The 18,670-nt window shown below is 55.0% G+C and carries 18 protein-coding genes; 7 read left to right on the top strand and 11 right to left on the bottom strand.

Translation table 11 applies throughout. The features are described 5' to 3' along the window. Position 1 precedes the first annotated feature (1 nt). The 6 genes from L3068_RS05910 to ahpC all read right to left on the bottom strand — a co-directional run bounded on the left by L3068_RS05910 (position 2) and on the right by ahpC (position 6,672). A complete protein-coding gene (locus L3068_RS05910) occupies positions 2–769 on the bottom strand; it encodes a dimethyl sulfoxide reductase anchor subunit family protein (protein WP_023332383.1) in 768 nt (255 codons plus the stop codon). Next, positions 769–1,326: a 4Fe-4S dicluster domain-containing protein gene (locus L3068_RS05905; RefSeq protein ID WP_014882978.1), complete on the bottom strand. Its 558-nt coding sequence runs from the start codon at positions 1,324–1,326 to the stop codon at positions 769–771. The genes L3068_RS05910 and L3068_RS05905 overlap by 1 nt, the downstream gene beginning before the upstream one ends. After that, positions 1,323–3,599, bottom strand: coding sequence for a molybdopterin-dependent oxidoreductase (locus tag L3068_RS05900; protein WP_100124972.1), 2,277 nt, complete (start codon positions 3,597–3,599; stop codon positions 1,323–1,325). Before L3068_RS05900 ends, L3068_RS05905 begins: the two co-directional genes overlap by 4 nt. Then, positions 3,596–4,171, bottom strand: coding sequence for a TorD/DmsD family molecular chaperone (locus tag L3068_RS05895; RefSeq protein ID WP_032637205.1), 576 nt, complete (start codon positions 4,169–4,171; stop codon positions 3,596–3,598). Before L3068_RS05895 ends, L3068_RS05900 begins: the two co-directional genes overlap by 4 nt. A gap of 186 nt (positions 4,172–4,357) precedes the next feature. Next, complete coding sequence (gene ahpF / locus L3068_RS05890; RefSeq protein ID WP_047027579.1) at positions 4,358–5,923, bottom strand: alkyl hydroperoxide reductase subunit F; 1,566 nt, start codon at positions 5,921–5,923, stop codon at positions 4,358–4,360. Between the two features lie 185 nt (positions 5,924–6,108). Then, positions 6,109–6,672 (bottom strand): alkyl hydroperoxide reductase subunit C, encoded by a 564-nt coding sequence (ahpC, locus tag L3068_RS05885; RefSeq protein ID WP_014882974.1) that lies wholly within the window; start codon positions 6,670–6,672, stop codon positions 6,109–6,111. Positions 6,673–7,288: 616 nt separating this feature from the next. Here ahpC and citR point away from each other — a divergent pair. The 3 genes from citR to L3068_RS05870 all read left to right on the top strand — a co-directional run bounded on the left by citR (position 7,289) and on the right by L3068_RS05870 (position 10,193). Next, complete coding sequence (gene citR, locus L3068_RS05880; protein ID WP_063308508.1) at positions 7,289–8,191, top strand: DNA-binding transcriptional repressor CitR; 903 nt, start codon at positions 7,289–7,291, stop codon at positions 8,189–8,191. A 167-nt stretch (positions 8,192–8,358) separates the two neighbouring features. Further along, positions 8,359–9,582, top strand: a complete 1,224-nt coding sequence (locus L3068_RS05875) for a phosphoadenosine phosphosulfate reductase (RefSeq protein ID WP_047344408.1) — start codon at positions 8,359–8,361, stop codon at positions 9,580–9,582. Further along, entirely contained in the window at positions 9,567–10,193 is a 627-nt protein-coding gene (locus tag L3068_RS05870; protein ID WP_014882971.1) for an IbrB-like domain-containing protein, read from the top strand. The genes L3068_RS05875 and L3068_RS05870 overlap by 16 nt, the downstream gene beginning before the upstream one ends. Here L3068_RS05870 and L3068_RS05865 read toward each other — a convergent pair whose 3' ends face one another. After that, on the bottom strand, positions 10,194–11,354 hold the full coding sequence (locus tag L3068_RS05865) for a pyridoxal phosphate-dependent aminotransferase (RefSeq protein WP_014882970.1): 1,161 nt from the start codon (positions 11,352–11,354) through the stop codon (positions 10,194–10,196). Positions 11,355–11,475: 121 nt separating this feature from the next. On the opposite strand from L3068_RS05865, the gene L3068_RS05860 reads away from it, so the two are divergent. Genes L3068_RS05860 through L3068_RS05850 form a run of 3 tightly spaced genes read left to right on the top strand, consistent with a single transcriptional unit; the run spans position 11,476 to position 13,315 of the window. Continuing rightward, complete coding sequence (locus L3068_RS05860; RefSeq protein ID WP_014882969.1) at positions 11,476–12,090, top strand: methylthioribulose 1-phosphate dehydratase; 615 nt, start codon at positions 11,476–11,478, stop codon at positions 12,088–12,090. Then, the gene (gene mtnC / locus L3068_RS05855; RefSeq protein WP_014882968.1) at positions 12,087–12,776 is read left to right on the top strand and encodes an acireductone synthase; all 690 of its coding nucleotides are present in this window, start codon (positions 12,087–12,089) and stop codon (positions 12,774–12,776) included. Before L3068_RS05860 ends, mtnC begins: the two co-directional genes overlap by 4 nt. Continuing rightward, positions 12,773–13,315 (top strand): 1,2-dihydroxy-3-keto-5-methylthiopentene dioxygenase, encoded by a 543-nt coding sequence (locus L3068_RS05850; protein ID WP_236904781.1) that lies wholly within the window; start codon positions 12,773–12,775, stop codon positions 13,313–13,315. The genes mtnC and L3068_RS05850 overlap by 4 nt, the downstream gene beginning before the upstream one ends. Positions 13,316–13,367: 52 nt before the next feature. Here the strand turns inward: L3068_RS05850 and L3068_RS05845 are convergent, their stop codons facing one another. Both L3068_RS05845 and mtnA read right to left on the bottom strand, forming a co-directional pair. Next, positions 13,368–13,838, bottom strand: coding sequence for an SRPBCC family protein (locus tag L3068_RS05845; RefSeq protein WP_014882966.1), 471 nt, complete (start codon positions 13,836–13,838; stop codon positions 13,368–13,370). 42 nt (positions 13,839–13,880) lie between these two features. After that, positions 13,881–14,897: an S-methyl-5-thioribose-1-phosphate isomerase gene (mtnA, locus tag L3068_RS05840; RefSeq protein ID WP_117580663.1), complete on the bottom strand. Its 1,017-nt coding sequence runs from the start codon at positions 14,895–14,897 to the stop codon at positions 13,881–13,883. A gap of 104 nt (positions 14,898–15,001) precedes the next feature. Between mtnA and mtnK the strand changes: the two genes are divergently transcribed. After that, positions 15,002–16,201, top strand: a complete 1,200-nt coding sequence (gene mtnK, locus L3068_RS05835; RefSeq protein WP_032637211.1) for an S-methyl-5-thioribose kinase — start codon at positions 15,002–15,004, stop codon at positions 16,199–16,201. Positions 16,202–16,262: 61 nt separating this feature from the next. On the opposite strand, the gene L3068_RS05830 is transcribed toward mtnK, so the two are convergent. Together L3068_RS05830 and L3068_RS05825 are read right to left on the bottom strand one after the other, a co-directional pair. Continuing rightward, the gene (locus L3068_RS05830) at positions 16,263–17,504 is read right to left on the bottom strand and encodes an LVIVD repeat-containing protein (protein ID WP_117580667.1); all 1,242 of its coding nucleotides are present in this window, start codon (positions 17,502–17,504) and stop codon (positions 16,263–16,265) included. Positions 17,505–17,587: 83 nt separating this feature from the next. Beyond that, entirely contained in the window at positions 17,588–18,652 is a 1,065-nt protein-coding gene (locus tag L3068_RS05825) for a sugar ABC transporter substrate-binding protein (protein WP_117580669.1), read from the bottom strand. Positions 18,653–18,670 lie beyond the last annotated feature (18 nt).

Genomic DNA, 18,670 nt, shown 5'->3' with positions numbered 1-18,670 from the left:
ATCAGTACAGATGACCAATATTGACGATGGTACTGACGGTATCACCGAAGAAGGTCAGGCGGCTGAGCACCACGCCCACCAGCAGGATAACAAATACGGCTTTCTGCATCGGATGGCGCCTTAGCGACAACGTGAACCCCACGACGCAGCACAGCAGGCTGCCCAGATAGAGCGGCGAGCTTAACCAGGCGTGAGCGGTCATTTTCATGATGGTGCCGCCGCTGAGCCAGAGTACCGGAGCGGCAATCAGCAGCGCCATCAGGGCGATAATGCCCTGACGCAGTGCGACAGCTGACGCTTTCATCCCGAGCAGCGGCGTGGCTGCACAACCCAGCACCCAGACGGTGGCAAAGAACAGCATCATGGTGATGCCGTTGGCAATGGCCTGCATCGCCGGCGCGGCGTAGGTCATCCCCTGCACCACCACCAGCAGTATCCCGAACAGGGACGCCAGCAGCGCTGCGCCTTTATTGCCTTTCGTAAGGAAAGCCAGGCCAATTGTGCCGCCATAAAGCGTCGCGCCGAGAATCTCACGGCTCAGCCAGGCATGTTTCAGGTTGATTAACGCATTATAAGCGTGTTCCGGGTGCGCCAGATGTAATACCGCGGCGATGGAGGCAACCCCCAGGATCAGCCCCGTGATCAGCCAGTGAAGACGGTTGCCCTGCACTTCGCCACGCAGCGTGCGCCAGCTCAACAGCAGCGTCATCCCAACGGACATCTGGCTCAGCACGGTAAAAATCACCAACGGCAGTTCGTACTTTTCCATTATTTGTCCCCCGGCTGTTTCGGCTGGCGTGCCAGAATGAAGCGCGTACCCGGATTAAGCTGCGGCATTTTTGGGAAGCCCGGCGGATACTGCACGGCATTATTTGGCAGCGGATCGGCATCCAGATCGATCAGGGTCAGCGCCCCAACCGGACAGGCGTTAACGCAGGCAGGATTCAAGCCGATATCCAGACGCTCATAGCACATGCTGCACTTCTCGGCCTTCTGCGTTTCCTCATTGAAGCGCGGAGCGCCATACGGACAATTGCGGATACAGTTTTTACAGCCGATGCAGCGCTCAGGGTTATGCACCACCACGCCATCATCACGTTTGGTGTAGGCTTCCACCGGGCACGCCGCCAGACAAGCGGGGTTTTCACAGTGGTTACAGGCCAGCGAAAAGAACGCACGCTCCTCATGCGGGTAAATTTCTTTATCCAGCGGGTAGACATAGCGCCAGAAACGTTCGGGTTCGAGCTGGTTGAAGCTCTTACAGGCCATGGCGCATCCGCGGCAGCCAATACATTTATCACTGTTCACTAAAAATGCGCGTCTCATGCGTCCGCTCCTTCATTGGCAATGAGGACAATATCGACAAACTGATCGTGAATAGCCGCGCCCGGTGCACCGGTGGCCATTTTACCCATATCGGCCGGGGTATCTTTCACCACGTTCTGCACGTTATAGCTGAGCTTGTTGAACCAGGATTCGTACATGACCAGGAAATCTTCCGGTACGTTGGTGGTCACTTTGGCACGCAGTTGAACCTCGCCGATCTCGTTGAATACCCGCACTGTCGCCAGGTCACGGATCCCCTTTTTCTTCGCGGCAACCGGGTGGATATAGACAAAGGGCTCCGGCCAGAAGACCTGCATCCAGTCAAGGTTAACGAACTGCGAATGCAGGCCGTACTGCAGGTGCGGCGTAAAGAGCTGGAACGGCAGTTTACCTTCTGCGGCTGGCAGATATTCCGGCAGTGCTTTATGGCCGTTCTCTTCGCAGCGCGCGGATAAAAACTCATACTTGCCTGACGGCGTTTTGAACTTCCGATCGTGCCAGGCTGCGCTGCTCGGCATTTTGGCCTTCACCGGCCCCTTCAGCAGATCGTCCCAGGAGCTGATGCCAAACTGCTTCGCCAGCCCGTCGTTGAATTCCAGATCCAGCCATTTTTTCTGGTCAACATCCTGTGGGAAGGTGCAAGAGCCCGGTTCCATTTTGTTGATGGTACGGGAGAGCAACACGGCAATATCCAGGTCGCTCTTGCATTCGTACATCGGCTTGATGGCTGGTTCGTTTACCGTCAGCCAGTAGTGCCAGTAAGACGAAGAGGCGCTCCAGTGCTCGAAGGTGGTGGTGACAGGCAGAACGATATCCGCGTGCTGAACCGTCTCGTTAAAGAACTGATCCACGCACACCACCATTTCCAGCTTGTCGAACGCTTTTTTCATCTTGTTGCGGTCGAAGTCCTGGGCAAACGGGTTCTTACAGGCCACCCACAGCATGCGGATAGGGGGATCGTTGGCGTCCAGAATGCTTTGCGCAGTCTGGTTCAGGTTGAGCGCGCGGTCAGAGTACTTGCGCTTTTCGCCGCTATCGCTGACAAACTCGCCCACCGGGCCTGATAGCCCTTCCATCCCTACAGAACCCACCGGGGGTGTCTGCGTCATTGCATGGTAGTTATAGCCCCAGGTCTGCAGATGGCCGTAGCGAGCGCCACCGCCTTCTACGCCGATATTGCCGGTCATGGCGACAAAGGCATCAATCGCACGCACGTTCGCACCGCCGTTCACGTGGCGCTGCATACCGTAACCAATCCAGACGGTGGAAGGCTTAACCGCCGTGAACTCCTCGGCAAGCTGGCGAATCACATCCGGCGCCAGACCACAAATTTCCGATGCCCACTCTACCGTGATGTTGTTGAGCAAGTACTGCTCAAACTCCGGATACCCGTGCGCGAAATGATTGACGAACTCCTGGTCCACGCGGCCGGTGTCCACCAGATGGCGCGCCATACCCAGCGCCAGCGCACCGTCTGAACCTGAACGCACGCGCAGATAGAGGTCGGCTTTCGCGGCAGTTTGCGAGAACAGCGGATCGATAACCACCACTTTCGCCCCTTTCTCGCGGGCCTGATAGATGTACTTCATGGTGTGCATGGAGCACCAGGCCGGGTTCGCCCCCCAGAGGATAATGTATTTGGCTTTAACCAGATCTTCCGGGTCGTTACACCACATGTCGCCCATGTCGTAGTGCTGTGCGTCAATGCCCGCAGGCCAGCACGGCGTACCGGCAAAACGCGTGGTGTAGCCGAGCGAGGACATCATCCCCTCCACGGCATAGCTCATCACCCCCAGGTTGCCGGAATATTTGGTCAGCGCCAGGCCAAGCAGGGAGCCATCTTTCTTTTTGATCTCCAGCATCTTGCTGGCGATCCGCTGCATGGCCTCATCCCAGGAGATGCGTCGCCATTTGCCGCTGCCGCGTCCGTCCTGAATCATCGGGTATTTTATACGGTCCGGCGAGTAGACCCGGCGCGGGTAGGTCAGCCCTTTCACGCACGGCGCACCGTGGGTAAAGGTGGATTCGCTTGCCCCCTCGACGAAGGTAATCACGTCATCTTTCACCCACGTTTTTAAGCTGCAGGTGTCATAGCAGTTACGCGGACAGGCGTTACGGAAGATTTTGTAGGTTTTCGGGTTAAACGGAATGGGCGGTTGTGCCATGGCACATCGGGAGGATAATAATCCGCCGGGTAATGCGGCGACGGTACCTAGCGCAATCAGTCCTTTTAAAAAGGAGCGCCGGTTAAGCTGCCCTTTATCAATAGTCATAATATTACTCTCGTTTTTAATTCATCAAACCAATTAGTCAGTAGCACGGCGAGGCATTTAATTACGGCTGTTTTCGCACAATCCTTTATTTTTGCGATAAATGCCGGGAGCCATAATTCGAGATGCGCGCGGACAAAACGGGTAAGTGCTTCATGATATTGCGGTGAATGTCTGGCATGCACTAATAGCATCACGGCCAATTCAATTTCATAGCTGATATGGTCGTCGGGGACGCTATTTTCCGCGGTGACGGACAGCCCAATGCTCTGCAGGAATTCGCGCACGCTCAGCGTCGTCGCCCCCATCAGCAGAGGCTCGTCGTCCAGATAAACCGAGGCATAAGGTGGCGCCAGCAGCGTCGCCGGGCCGACAAACAGCGCATTAAAGTCATACTCGACGTTTAACGCCTCATCCTGCGGCCAGGACTCACTCTCAGGGAAAAAATAGCGTAACGAGGCGCATCGCGAGGTCATATCCGCCGCGTTGAAGAAATCACGAAACATCAACCCCTTTATTTCAAAGGGTGTTAACGCCTCATATATTGAAGGTGTGAATATATCTTTATCATTCATGTGAAATATAAATATTTATCAATAGAAAACGACGAGATATTATCAGCAGGCTTATTAATTTCTTTGATCGAAGCAGGTAGTTAACGCATGAAGCGTTCAATCACGACAATAATTGAGAATAAAAAAAACCAATAAAAAAGCCACCCCATGATGAGGTGGCTACTGCAGGTATCGTCTTACTTTTTTTTATGCTGTTTTGGTGCGAATCAGATAGTCAAACGAACTCAGGGACGCTTTCGCACCTTCGCCCGTGGCAATGATAATCTGTTTGTACGGCACGGTCGTACAGTCACCTGCGGCGAAGACGCCTTTTACGCTGGTTTCACATTTCGCATCAATGATGATCTCGCCCATACGGTTGCGCTCAATCGCGCCTTCCAGCCAGGTGGTGTTTGGCAGCAGACCAATCTGCACGAAAATCCCCGAAAGCTGAACGCTATGCACGTCGCCGCTGATGCGGTCACGGTATTCCAGGCCGGTCACTTTGCTGCCGTCGCCCTTCACTTCCGTGGTCTGCGCGTTCAGGATGATGTCGACGTTTTTCAGGCTGCGAACTTTATCCTGCAGAACCTGGTCGGCCTTCATCTCTGGCGCGAACTCCAGCAGGGTCACATGTTCCACAATCCCCGCCAGGTCGATAGCCGCTTCCACGCCGGAGTTACCGCCGCCGATCACCGCTACGCGTTTACCTTTAAACAGCGGACCGTCACAGTGCGGGCAGTAGGTCACACCTTTGGTGCGGTACCGATCTTCACCCGGAACGTTCATGTTGCGCCATTTCGCGCCGGTGGCAATGATAATGCTACGCGCTTTCAGCACCGCGCCGGATGCCGTTTCAATCTGGTGTAAACCGCCTTCGACCGCAGCAGGAACCAGCTTGCTGGCGCTCTGGCTGTCGATGACATCCACGTCATAGTCGCTGACGTGCGCTTTAAGTGCGCCAGCCAGTTTCTGGCCTTCGGTTTTCGGCACGGAAATGTAGTTTTCGATGTCCACGGTATCCAGTACCTGACCACCAAAGCGTTCGCCCATCAGACCGGTACGGATCCCTTTACGCGCGGAGTAAACCGCCGCTGCCGCGCCCGCCGGGCCGGAACCGACGATCAGCACATCGTAGGCATCACGTTTGTTCAGCGCTTCTGCTGCGCGTTTTTCTGCGCCAGTATCCACTTTGGCAACAATTTCCGTCAGCGTCATGCGGCCCTGACCAAACTCCTGACCATTCAGATAGACCGCCGGCACGCCCATTACGTTACGCTCGGTGATCTCATTCTGGAACGTACCGCCGTCAATCGCCGTGTGTTTAATGCGCGGGTTCAGCACCGACATCAGGTTCAGCGCCTGCACCACGTCCGGGCAGTTGTGACAGGAGAGTGAGTAATAGGTTTCAAACTCGAAATCACCGTCGATATCGCGGATCTGCTCCAGCAGAGCCTGCGCTTCTTTAGACGGATGCCCACCGGTCCACAGCAGCGCCAGCACCAGTGAGGTAAATTCATGCCCCAGCGGAGAGCCGGCAAAGCGCGGCCCCTGATCAGAACCCGGGTTGGCGATCAGGAAAGAAGGCTTACGGACTGCAAGCGTATTGTCTTCTTTGAAGGTCACTTTCGGTGACAGTTCAGCGATCTCTGCCAGCAGTTCCTTGATCTCTGCCGATTTCGCGCTGTCATCCAGCGTGGCAATCAGCTCAACAGGTTTGGTCAGTTTCTCAAGGTAGGCCTTGAGCTGGGTTTTCATATTCGCGTCGAGCATTGTTCTTCCCTCTCTTAAGACGTCATCATGCAAGCTGCCTTATAGGGGCGGCCTGAATGCAACTTGCATCATGGTGCTAATGAAATGGGCGCGGGCGCGCCCATGGATTGCCGGGTGACACTTCGTTTACCCGGCCTACGATACTGTAGGCCTGTGCAAACGCGGCGCCGCCAGGCTTTGCAGACTTAGATCTTGCCGACCAGGTCTAAAGATGGAGCCAGCGTCGCTTCGCCTTCTTTCCATTTCGCCGGGCACACTTCGCCTGGGTGGGAAGCCACGTACTGAGCGGCTTTCACTTTACGCAGCAGGTCAGACGCATCACGGCCGATACCTTCAGCGGTAACTTCGATAGCCTGGATAATGCCCTGCGGGTCAACAACGAAGGTCGCGCGGTCGGCCAGACCTTCATCTTCACGCATATTGTCGAAGTTACGGGTCAGGGCGCCAGTCGGGTCGCCGATCATCGCGTATTTAATTTTCGCGATGGTTTCAGAGCTGCTGTGCCACGCTTTGTGGGTGAAGTGGGTATCGGTAGAGACAGAGTAAACGTCTACGCCCAGCTTCTGCAGTTCTTCATAGTGGTCAGCCACGTCACCCAGTTCGGTCGGGCAAACGAAGGTAAAGTCAGCCGGATAGAAGAAGAACACGCTCCAGCGACCTTCAGTATCTTTCTCAGTGACTTCAATGAACTCACCGTTTTTGAACGCCTGGTTTTTGAAAGGTTTAATTTTGGTATTAATCAAAGACATCTGTACTTCCTCCGTGTTTTCGTTGAGATGTAAGGTAACTAACTTTGCTCATCGGGGCTAATGCGTTTGCTTTATCAAATCAATCAGCCATACCTAACAACATCAACAAGACAGTAAGGTGAACCTTTTAAAGGAAACGCCAAAAGTAAAAAGGCCGCCTCTACGGGCGGCCCTTTTACCTGAATTCCCCGCAGGTACATTCAGTGCCAGCTTAAGCTGGCGTTGCGTTGCGCTCTACGCCCTTAACATCAAGGTGGTAACAGCCGTTTAATTACACCATCCGTGCCAGGCTTGAGCAATCCACGGGAGAGGCATTCCTGCCTATGGCTGTGATAGGCAGTTTCGAACATAATGACGGGGCGTTATAAATTAATTTTTATTATAAAAATAACTCAATATATAAATGACAATTGTCAATTAAAGTGCCTCTTAGTGAGATAAAATTATCTTAATCATCTTTGAAGTACTATTTTAATAATCTGACGTCGTGATATATTAAGACGCGTTTAATTTAAAATTAAGAGAGTTAACCGAAAGGATTGTAAATGGTTAACTTCAAACTATAGTTATCAGTGATGTGATAACTCATGCAAACACGACATCATCAGGACGACACATGGCAAATCTCTACGATCTTAAAAAATTTGATCTCAACCTGCTAGTCATTTTTGAATGTATCTATCAACATTTGAGTATCAGTAAAGCGGCTGAGACGCTCTATATTACTCCCTCAGCAGTGAGTCAGTCATTGCAGCGTCTGCGCGGACAACTCAACGATCCCTTGTTTATTCGTTCAGGTAAGGGCATCACCCCCACTACGGTTGGCGTCAACCTTCATCATCATCTTGAACAAAACCTCAATCAGCTTGAGCAAACCATCAATATGATGCACAGCAACGGGTTGAAGAAGAGCTTTGTCATTTACGGTCCGCAGTTTATGACGCCTAAAATCATGCTGGATCCGATGAAAATCCTGATCGAGAAGTATAACTATCAGGTTGAGCTGCATGATGTCTTCCTTGCCCCGGACTCAGCAGAAGACCTGCTGGCATACCGAAAAGCGGACCTTGTCTTCTCTTTCGCCCCGCTGAATAGCCGTTCAACGGCCTGCTGCTTGTTCCAGCAGATGTCTTTTACGCTGGTTTGCCGTCAGGATCACCCCCGTCTGGGTTTACAGGCGACGCGTGACGAAATTCTTCAGGAAAAATTTACGGCCTACCTGAGTGATGAGTTGAGCGTGAAGAATTTTCAGGAGCATACTGAGCAACTGCTTCCCGAACGAAATATCCTGTTCCGCAGCGACTCCTTTATCTCACTGCTGTCGATGATAGGCAATTCCGAACTGATTGGATTAGCCCCTACGCCAGCCTTTGAGCAGTATGGCCCGGCATTAAATCTCCGTAAGATTGAGACTGACATTACCTTCCCGACAGTCCCGGTTTATATGATGTACAATCGCTCAGCACTGAATAATGCTTCCTTCTCCAATTTTATTGATGACTTAAACTTACCCCAATAATTATAACTGACTGTTTTCAGCAGTCAGTTACTTTTAATGCATTCACAAGGGAAATGTATTTGGCGTAATTATATGATTAATTTTTACCTATAATTATCTTCTTTCTAAGAGTATCATCCCCATTATTCATGCGCCATCTGATCATTATCACTCAGTAATGGATTGATATGTCACTTTACAAATTTCCATTGAATCAAAACGTAGTCGATGCCACGCAAGAGCGAATAAAATGGACCCTGGAGAATTTATCCAGGGTGTGTGTCTCTTTTTCAGGGGGAAAAGATTCCACCGCCATGTTACATCTGACGGCATTATGCGCCCGTAAAATGAAACGCAAAATAGACGTTCTCTTTATAGACTGGGAAGCGCAATTTACTTACACCATTAATCATGTCGAACATATGCGCGCCTTATACAGCGATGTCATCGATCGTTTCTGGTGGGTAGCGCTTCCCCTGACCACGCAAAATTCCCTGTCGCAATTCCAGCCAGAGTGGCAATGCTGGGAACCCAATACCGAGTGGGTACGGCAACCGCCTGACGATGCCATAACAGATCCCGCCTTTTTCCCCTTTTACCAGGGGGGAATGTCTTTTGAGACCTTTGTGCGCAGTTTCTCGGACTGGTTCTCTCTCAACCGCCCGGCCGCCGTCATGGTCGGGATACGCGCCGATGAGTCATACAACCGTTTTCTGGCTATCGCATCAGCGCGTAAACAACGCTTTGCCGATGATAAACCCTGGACGACCGTCGCCCCGGGTGGGCATGCCTGGTATATCTATCCTCTCTACGACTGGAAAACCGCCGATATCTGGACCTGGTTTGCAAAAACCGGCAATAGCTATAACACACTCTATGACCTTATGTATCAGGCCGGCGTACCACCGCGCTATATGCGCATCTGCGAACCTTTTGGCCCGGAACAGCGTCAGGGCTTATGGCTCTATCATGTTGTAGAGCCCGAACGCTGGGCGACCATGTGTGCACGCGTCAGCGGCGCGCGCAGCGGCGGAATTTACGCCGGGCACGACAACCATTTTTACGGCCACCGCAAAATACTCAAGCCGGACCATCTTTGCTGGCGGGAATATGCCCTGCTGCTTCTCGACAGCATGCCGCAGAATACGGCCGAGCATTACCGCAATAAAATCGCCATATATCTGCACTGGTACCAGAAGAGGGGCATGGAGGATATTCCCGATATCCAGGAGGGCGATATCGGTGCCAAAGACATCCCTTCATGGCGCCGCGTTTGTAAGGTTTTACTTAATAACGACTACTGGTGCAGAGCGCTGTCTTTCAGCCCAAACAAACCCAAACATTATCAGCGCTACAGCGACAGAGTGAAGGCAAAACGCAAGGAGTGGGGCATTTTATGCGACAAAGAATAATCAACGAAATCGAAACGTACCTTCAGTCACTTCCTGAAGAGGACCAAATTAACGCCATTAATGCCTTTCGCCAGGCACTGCATAAATATAGCCCGTTTAACGATCAACCCATCGACTGCGTATTGTGGATCAAACAGGACGCTATCACGGCTAACGATTACAACCCCAATAATGTGGCCCCACCGGAAAAACGGTTGCTCATTAAGTCGCTGGAACTTGATGGATTCACCCAGCCTATTGTTGTAACAGAAAACGAACCACAACATTATGAAATTGTGGATGGTTTTCATCGTCATGAGATTGGCAAAAGTCGGGCTGCGTTAAAGCGCAAGCTGAAGGGTTACCTGCCTGTCACGTGCCTGCGTCAGGAACGACTCGGTAAATATGACCGCATGGCCTCGACCATCCGACACAACCGCGCACGCGGGCGGCATCAAATCAACGCGATGTCTGAAATCGTTCGAGAACTTGCGCAGCTTGGCTGGAGCAATGAAAGAATTAGCGAAGAGCTCGGTATGGATGGTGACGAGGTGCTGCGTCTCAAACAAATCAACGGCCTGCTGGAACTGTTTGCAGACCGTCGTTACTCAGAAGCCTGGACGGTGAAATAATCAGAGCGTGTTCAAACGCTCTGCCGCGGCCAGTAGCGTCGATTCCTGCTTCGCAAAGCAGAGACGAATCAGTTTATGCGGAAAAGGATCGGCGCAGAACACCGACAATGGAATAGCGGCCACGCCGACTTCTTTTGTCAGCCACTGGCAGAAACTGACATCATCCAGATCGGAAATGGCGCTGTAGTCAGCCAGCAGGAAGTACGTCCCTTCGGAAGGCAAAATTTCCAGGCGGCTTTGAGCCAGTGCGGTCACAAACAGATCCCGGCGTGCACGGTAAAAATCCGGCAGGTCGCGATAATGCTGTGGTTCATCGCGTAGCATGTCCGCCAGCGCCAGCTGAGCCGGGGTATTCACCGCAAACGTCAGGTACTGGTGTACCTTACGTAACTCAGCGCTGATGGCGGCAGGTGCCACGCAATACCCCACCTTCCAGCCGGTCATATGATACGTTTTGCCAAATGACGACACGGCCACGGCACGTTCACGAAGCTGCGGATGGGCCAGCACGCTGGCGTGCCCTTCTTTAGTAAAACAGATGTGCTCATACACCTCGTCGCTCAGGACATAAATTTCACGTTCGGCAATGGCCTGCCACAGCGCGGCAAAATCGGCTTTCTGCCACACGCTCGCAGACGGGTTATGGGGCGTATTCAGGATCACCAGCCGCGTTTTATCGCTCAGCAGCGCAGCGAACGCCCGCCAGTCCGGGCGGAAATGCGGCGGCTGCAGCGCCACGCGTTTCACCACGCCGCCAGAGAGTTCAACCGCAGGCGCGTAGCTGTCGTAACTGGGGTCAAAACAGATGACCTCATCGCCCGCGCGCACCAGCGCGGTGATGGCCGCATACAGCGCTTCTGTCGCCCCTGCCGTCACCGTGATGTCGCTATTCGCATCCGGTTTATGGCCATACAATTCCGCCGTTTTATCTGCAATGGCTTCCCGCAGCGCCTGCACGCCCGTCATCGGCGCATACTGATTTGCTCCCTGCGCAACGTGGTACGCCAGTCGTTCCTGCAACCAGGCCGGTCCGTCAAAATCCGGGAATCCCTGAGAGAGATTAATGGCGTTGTGCTGCTGTGCCAGAGCGCTCATCTGCGTAAAGATGGTGGTGCCGAGATTAGGAAGTTTACTCTGAGGAATCAATGCGTTATTACTCATTATGCGGTGCCTGCATGTAATACTTATGTTGCTGCCACTATAACACGATGTTACCATTTGGCAATCAAGACGCTTAGACGTCTATACCATATCAATATTCCTGGTCGAGAGGTAAAAGGCAATGGCAGACAACCTGCAACTCACACAACTTGTCGACGCCTGCCGCTGGATTGGCGCCAAAGGCTGGGCACCCGCCACCGGTGGCAACATGTCTGTGCGACAGGATGAACACCTCTGCTGGTTGAGCGAATCCGGTAAAGACAAAGGCAGCCTGACCACGGCGGATTTTCTGCAGGTCGAGATCGCCACAAACCGTGCGCCGTCAGGCCGCAAGCCGTCGGCAGAGACCGGGCTACACACCCTCATTTATCGCCTGTTCCCCGAGGCCAACGCTGTCCTGCACGTTCACACCGTCAACGCGACGGTGCTGTCACGTCTGGTCAGGGAAACCGAGCTGAACATCAGCGGCTTTGAGATGCAAAAATCGCTTACCGGACAGGCCACCCATCTGGATACCGTCTCCATCCCGGTGTTTGATAATGACCAGGATATCGACGCCCTCGCCTCGCGAATCGCCCATTACGCGCAGGAACGCCCGCTTAATTATGGTTTTCTTCTGCGCGGTCATGGCTTAACCTGCTGGGGACGCGATGTGGCCGAGGCCCGCCGTCATCTGGAGGGACTGGAATTTCTTTTTGAATGCGAAATGCGTTTACGACAACTGGAGAGAGTATGATTCGCGCAATTGTGACGGATATTGAAGGGACCACCAGCGATATCCGTTTTGTCCACGATGTTTTGTTCCCCTACGCGCGTGAGCGGCTGGCGGCGTTCGTCACCGCGCAGCAGTACGCCGAGCCGGTCAAATCCATTCTGGACAATCTGCGCGATGAAATCGGTAACCCGCACGCCAGCGTCAGCGAGCTTATTGACGCCCTCTTTGCCTTTATGGATGAAGACCGTAAATCCACGGCGCTCAAAGCGCTGCAGGGGATCATCTGGCACGATGGCTACGTGAATGGCGACTTTACCGGCCACCTCTACCCGGACGTCCTGCCTGCGCTGGAAAAATGGAAAGCGCAAGGGATTGATCTCTATGTTTATTCCTCGGGATCTGTCGCCGCACAGAAACTGTTATTTGGCTACAGCGACGAAGGTGATATTACTCATCTGTTCAGCGGCTATTTTGATACCCACATCGGCGCCAAGCGCGAGGTGGCGTCTTACCAGAACATTGCGGCCCAAACGGGCATCGCGCCGTCGCAGATCCTGTTCCTGTCAGATATTCATCAGGAGCTGGACGCGGCTGAACAGGCAGGCTTTCGTACCCTGCAGCTGATTCGCGGCGATGATGACGGGGCAAGCCATCACCATCAGGTCCACCAGTTTGACGAGATAAACCCGGAGCAGATCCCTTCATGAGCGCATTAACTGTCTATTCTGATAAAGACGCCAGTCAACCAAAGTGGCACAGCACCGACGCCGCCGAGATCGCCCGGCAGCTCAACGCCAAAGGCGTACGTTTTGAACGCTGGGACGCGGACCGCGATTTAGGTCAGGATCCCGCCCCGGAGGCGGTGATTGAGGCTTACCAGCATGAGATCGACAAACTGGTGGCAGAGAAAGGTTATCAGAGCTGGGACGTCATCAGCCTGCGGGCCGATAACCCACAAAAAGACGCGCTGCGCGCAAAGTTCCTGAGCGAACATACTCACGGCGAAGATGAAGTGCGCTTCTTCGTGGAAGGCACGGGATTGTTCTGCCTGCACATTGGCGATGAGGTTTATCAGGTGCTGTGCGAGAAAAACGACCTGATCTCCGTACCCGCGGGTACGCCGCACTGGTTTGATATGGGTTCAGAGCCGAACTTTACCGCGATCCGTATTTTTGATAACCCGGAAGGCTGGGTTGCGCAGTTTACCGGTGATGCGATCGCGGATGCGTATCCACGTCTGGCATAATCTTTTCTCCCTCTCCCTGTGGAAGAGGGTTGGGGTGAGGGCTTAACGCGCACTACGCGTTAAGCCCTTTCACATACCCCACCAGCTGATCCAGCACAATCCCCCACCCTTCGTGGAAGCCCATCTGTTCATGCTGCTCGCGGATTTCCTTCGTCGGGTGGCGCGCAATTGCCGTATAGCGGGTTTTGCCCTCGCCCACCTCCTCCAGCAGCAAAATCGCCGTCATAAACGGCTTCTCGGCCGGTTTCCAGCCTTCCGTATAACCGTCGGTAAAGACCAGTTTTTTTCCCGGGTCGATTTCAAGAAACACACCCCGGTTATCCATCCGCTGTCCGTCCACCTCAAATACGGTATTGAACCGACCGCCCACGCGCAGGTCGAGGTCGCATTCGGTCACTTTATGGGGAGCAGGAATGAAGAAGTTTTTGATGTGCTCGGGCGTGGTCCAGCAGAGCCACAGCAGGTCGCGCGGTGCATCCACCACGCGCTCCAGTTTTAAGTCAGTATCAGGATCAAGCGTCACGATATCGTCCTCTAAAGGGAACCCCTTAAAGGATAGCCGGACTCAGGCGAATTTCCCGTTTGCCACCTCTTCCGGCGTCACTACGCCCGTATCCAGCACCCAGCCGCTAATCAGCGAGGCTGGCGTAACGTCAAACGCCGGGTTATAGACCAGGGCGTTTTCCGGCGCCCACTGCACCGCCCCAAAACTTCCCGCAACGCCCGTCACCTCACTGGCGGCGCGCTGCTCAATCGGGATCGCATCTCCATTCGGGCACTCCGGGTCGAGGGTTGTTTGCGGGGCAGCCACGTAGAATGGAATGCCGTGGAATTTCGCCAGCACCGCAAGGGAATAGGTACCGATTTTGTTCGCCACGTCGCCGTTAGCGGCAATGCGATCGGCCCCTACCCACACGGCGTCGACCTGTCCTTTGGCCATCAGGCTTGCCGCCATGGAATCGGTAATCAGCCGATACGGCACGCCCAGCTCGCCAAGCTCCCACGCGGTCAACCTGCCGCCCTGCAGCAGCGGACGGGTTTCATCCACCCAGACGTTGCTGACATTTCCCTCCTGATAGGCGCGGGCAATCACGCCCAGCGCCGTGCCCACGCCCGCCGTTGCCAGCCCGCCGGTGTTGCAGTGGGTCAGCAGGCGGCTACCGGGCGTCACCAGCGCGCTGCCCGCGCGGGCGATAGCGTCGCACAACTGCCTGTCTTCAGAAATCAGGCGCAGCGCTTCAGACACCAGCGCCGAAACGAAATCTTCCTGCCAGAGCGCCAGCTTCATACGGTCAAGGTTGTTCATCAGGTTCACCGCCGTCGGGCGGGACGCGCGCAGGGTTTTCAGCGCCACGGCGAGTTCATCACGGCTTTTGCCGCTTTCCGCCAGCAATGCCAGCAGCAGGCTTGCAGAGAGACCAATCAGCGGCGCACCGCGCACGCGCAGAGCATGGATATGCCCGACCAGCGTCTCTACCGTGGAGGCCTCAAGCCAGCGTTTCTCCTGCGGAAGCGCCTGCTGGTCGAGAATAAAGAGCTGATTATCCGCCACCCGCAGGCTGGTCGTCTGTAATGTCTGCATGTCGTTAATTCCCTGTTGCGTTGTTGTAGCACATTGTGTCAGGATGAAATCCAGATGTATAGACGTCTACATGTCTTTATTAGCAAACTCGTGAGGAGCAGGCCATGTCGCAATACCGTACCTTTACCGCTCAGGACGCCGTGGAGTATGCCAGGCAGTTTGGTGGACTCGACGATCCTTCCTCGCTGGTGGAGGCGCAGGAAGTGGGCGACGGCAACCTCAATCTGGTTTTCAAAATTTTCGATGCCCAGGGCACAAGCCGCGTCATCGTCAAACAGGCGCTGCCCTACGTGCGCTGCGTCGGCGAGTCCTGGCCGCTGACGCTGGACCGCGCCCGTCTGGAGGCGCAAACCCTGGTCGAGCATTACCAGCACAGCCCGCAGCACACCGTGAAAATCCACCACTTTGACCCGGAACTGGCGGTGATGGTGATGGAGGATCTCTCCAGCCATCGCATCTGGCGCGGCGAGCTGATTAAAAACAATCACTATCCACAGGCCGCGCGTCAGCTGGGTGAATACCTCGCATACACGCTGTTCCACACCAGCGATTTCTACCTGCATCCGCACGCGAAAAAAGCGCAGGTAGCGAAATTCATCAACCCGGAGATGTGTGAGATCACCGAAGATCTGTTCTTCAACGATCCGTACCAGATCCACGAACGCAACAACTACCCGGTCGAGCTGGAAAATGACGTCGCCGCCCTGCGCGACGATGCCCAGTTGAAAATTGCCGTGGCCTCCCTGAAGCATCGCTTTTTCTCACACGCTGAAGCGCTGCTGCACGGGGATATTCACAGCGGCTCCATTTTTGTGGCGGACGGCAGCCTGAAGGCCATTGACGCCGAGTTCGGCTACGTTGGCCCGATTGGCTTTGACGTCGGCACTGCCATTGGCAACCTGCTGCTCAACTTCTGCGGCCTGCCGGGGCATCTGGGTATTCGCGATGCCGCCGCCGCCCGCGAGCAGCGCCTGATCGACATTCAGGCGCTGTGGAACACCTTCGCGGAGCGCTTCCAGGCATTAGCAAACGAAAAAACGCGAGACGCCGCGCTCAGCGCGCCGGGCTATGCTTCCGCGTTTCTGAAAAAGGTCTGGCATGACGCCATTGGTTTCTGCGGCACCGAACTGATTCGCCGCAGCGTCGGGCTTTCCCACGTCGCGGATATCGACACCATTCAGGATGACGCCATGCGCCACGAATGCCTGCGCCATGCGATTACCCTCGGCAAGGCGTTGATTGTCATTGCCGAGCGCATCGACAGCGCGGAAGAGCTGGTGGCACGCGTGCGGCAGTACAGCTGAGTGCTTCTGGTTTTCTCCCTCTCCCTGTGGGAGAGGGCGGGGTGAGGGCACCAATCCGCACTCACCCCAAATACTCAATCACCGACAACCCACCGTTATAATCCGTGCTGTAGATAATCCCCTGAGCATCCACAAACACGTCGCAGGACTGGATCACCTGCGGGCGATTCGGCCGCGTATCCATCATTCTTTCCGGCGCAGCTGGCACCAGCGCACCGGTCTCCACCGGGCGATACGGGTTGGAAATGTCATACGCGCGTACGCCCGCGTTCTGGTAAGTGGCAAAAATCAGCGTCGAGCTGACAAAACTCCCCGGCCGGTTCTCGTGCAGGTTGTGCGGCCCAAAGTGCGCCCCTTTCGCCACGTAGTCGGTTTCATCCGGCTGCGGGAAAGTCGAGATACTCACCGGGTTCGACGGCTCGCGGATATCAAACAGCCAGATCAGCTTCTCCCCATCCTCCTGGTTATCCAGCACCGCTTCGTCGAGCACCACCAGCAGGGAACGGTCCGGCAGCGGCAGCGCGGTATGCGTCCCGCCACCAAACGGCGGGCTCCAGTTGCGATGGCTAATCAGCTTTGGTTGAGTGCGGTCTTTCACGTCCAGCAGCGTCAGGCCACCGTCGCGCCAGCTCCCATAGGCGGTATCGCCGGCGATAATCGCGTGGTGCAGCGCGTAGCGCTTCCCTTCGGGCCAACTGGGCTTTTCCCCTTCGGCCTGGTTCATCCCCGGCAGCCACCAGCGCCCCGCCACTTCAGGCTTGCGCGGGTCGGCCAGGTCGATGGTCAGAAAGATATAATCGGTAAAGCCGTCAATCAGCGCCGACACGTACGCCCAGCGCCCGCCGACGTACCAGATGCGGTGGATCCCGATGCCGTTCAGCGAAAGAAAGCCGATTTCACGCGGCTTGTCCGGGGTAGAGATATCAAACACCCGCAGCCCGGCGCTCCAGCCTTTGTCCCGCACGTCGCTGACGGTCTCCCCCACCTGACGGGTGTAGTAAACCTTCTCATCGGCAAAGCGGGCATCGGCAAACAGATCCCGGGCGTTGATCACCAGCAACAGATCGTCATGCGCCTGCAAATGCACGTTCCAGGTGCCGGGCGGCGCGGGAACATAACCTGCCGCTTTCGGGTTTTTCGGGTCGCGCACATCGACGATGGAAAAACCCTGCGACACCATATGACCGATATACGCGAAACCGTGATGCACCATCAGCTGCACGCCGTCCGGGCGACCGCCCTGGTCGCTATGGCCAATCAGCCGCATATTGCGGCTGTATTCGGGTTGAGGTAATACAGACATCGTTGCGTCCTTTCGCCGGATGGCGGCTTCGCCTTATCCGGCCTACAAAACCGTAGGCCCGGTAAGCGAAGCGCCACCGGGCATTATTTTGACCGGGCTTCCAGCGTCGCAAACCACGGCGCGATAAAATCGTCCGTCTGGCCCCAGCCCGGAATGATTTTCCCAAGCGACGCCACGTTCACCCCACCCGGCTGGGCGGTCAGCAGCGCCTGCGGAATGGCAGCGGCTTTAAAGTCATAGGTTGCCGGGGTCGCTTCTCCGGCAATCTTATTGGCGATCAAACGCACATTGGTTGCGCCAATCAACTTCGGATCCACCGCCACGCTTACCTTCCACGGGCTGCCCGGCTCACGCATCAGCTGCAGATCCTGGTTAGATATATCGATGCTGTAGAGTTTGATCTCGGTGCGTCCGTTCTCTTTCAGCGCCTTATACGCGCCCTGGCTGAAGGCATCCCAGGTGCCCCAGATAGCGTCGATTTTTCCTTTCGGGTATTTCGCCAGGATAGCGCCCACCTTGTTGGCGGTATCCCCCTGCACGTCAGAGGAGACCGCACCAATTGATTCCAGCTCTTTGATCTCCGGATACTGTTTTTGCAGTTCCTTGTACGCCGCCTGACGACGCTCCATCGGCGGGAAGCCCGCCACCCACAGCTTGACAATATTGGCCTTGCCGTTGAAATCTTTCGCCAGCTGGCCGAAGGAGAGGTTCGTCAGCGAAGCATCATCCTGCTGAGTAACGGTCACGCCCGGGATCTCGCCGTTCACCGCCGTATCAAACACGGCGACTTTAATCCCGGCATCCACCGCCTTCTTCACCAGCGCGGTGGAGTACGGATCGCGCCCCTGAGACAGGATAATCCCGTCGTACTTCTGGCTGATTGCCTGGTTCACGAAGTCCTGGAATTTGGCATCGTCCCCGTTGCTTAAAAAAGTGCTGACCTTAAAGCCGAGTTTCTTCCCTTCCTGAATCGCCCCCGCCACAAACTGCGTGGTGTTGTCGTCGGAGCCGAGGTTGCGGATCACCGCGATGCGGATCGGATCCTCGTGGTTCGCAATGGCAGCCGGCACCGGTGCGGGCGTGGCCGCGAAGCCTGGCAGCGCAGTCAGTAATCCAAGTGCTACCAATGAGCGTGCAATTTTTTTCATTTTTTATCCTGTTGTGTT

Source organism: Enterobacter cloacae complex sp. ECL414 (assembly GCF_021869685.1).
GTDB classification, from domain to species: Bacteria; Pseudomonadota; Gammaproteobacteria; order Enterobacterales; family Enterobacteriaceae; genus Enterobacter; species Enterobacter kobei.
Note: the sequence above shows the minus strand (reverse complement) of the source record. Positions and strands in the feature narration are given on the sequence as shown.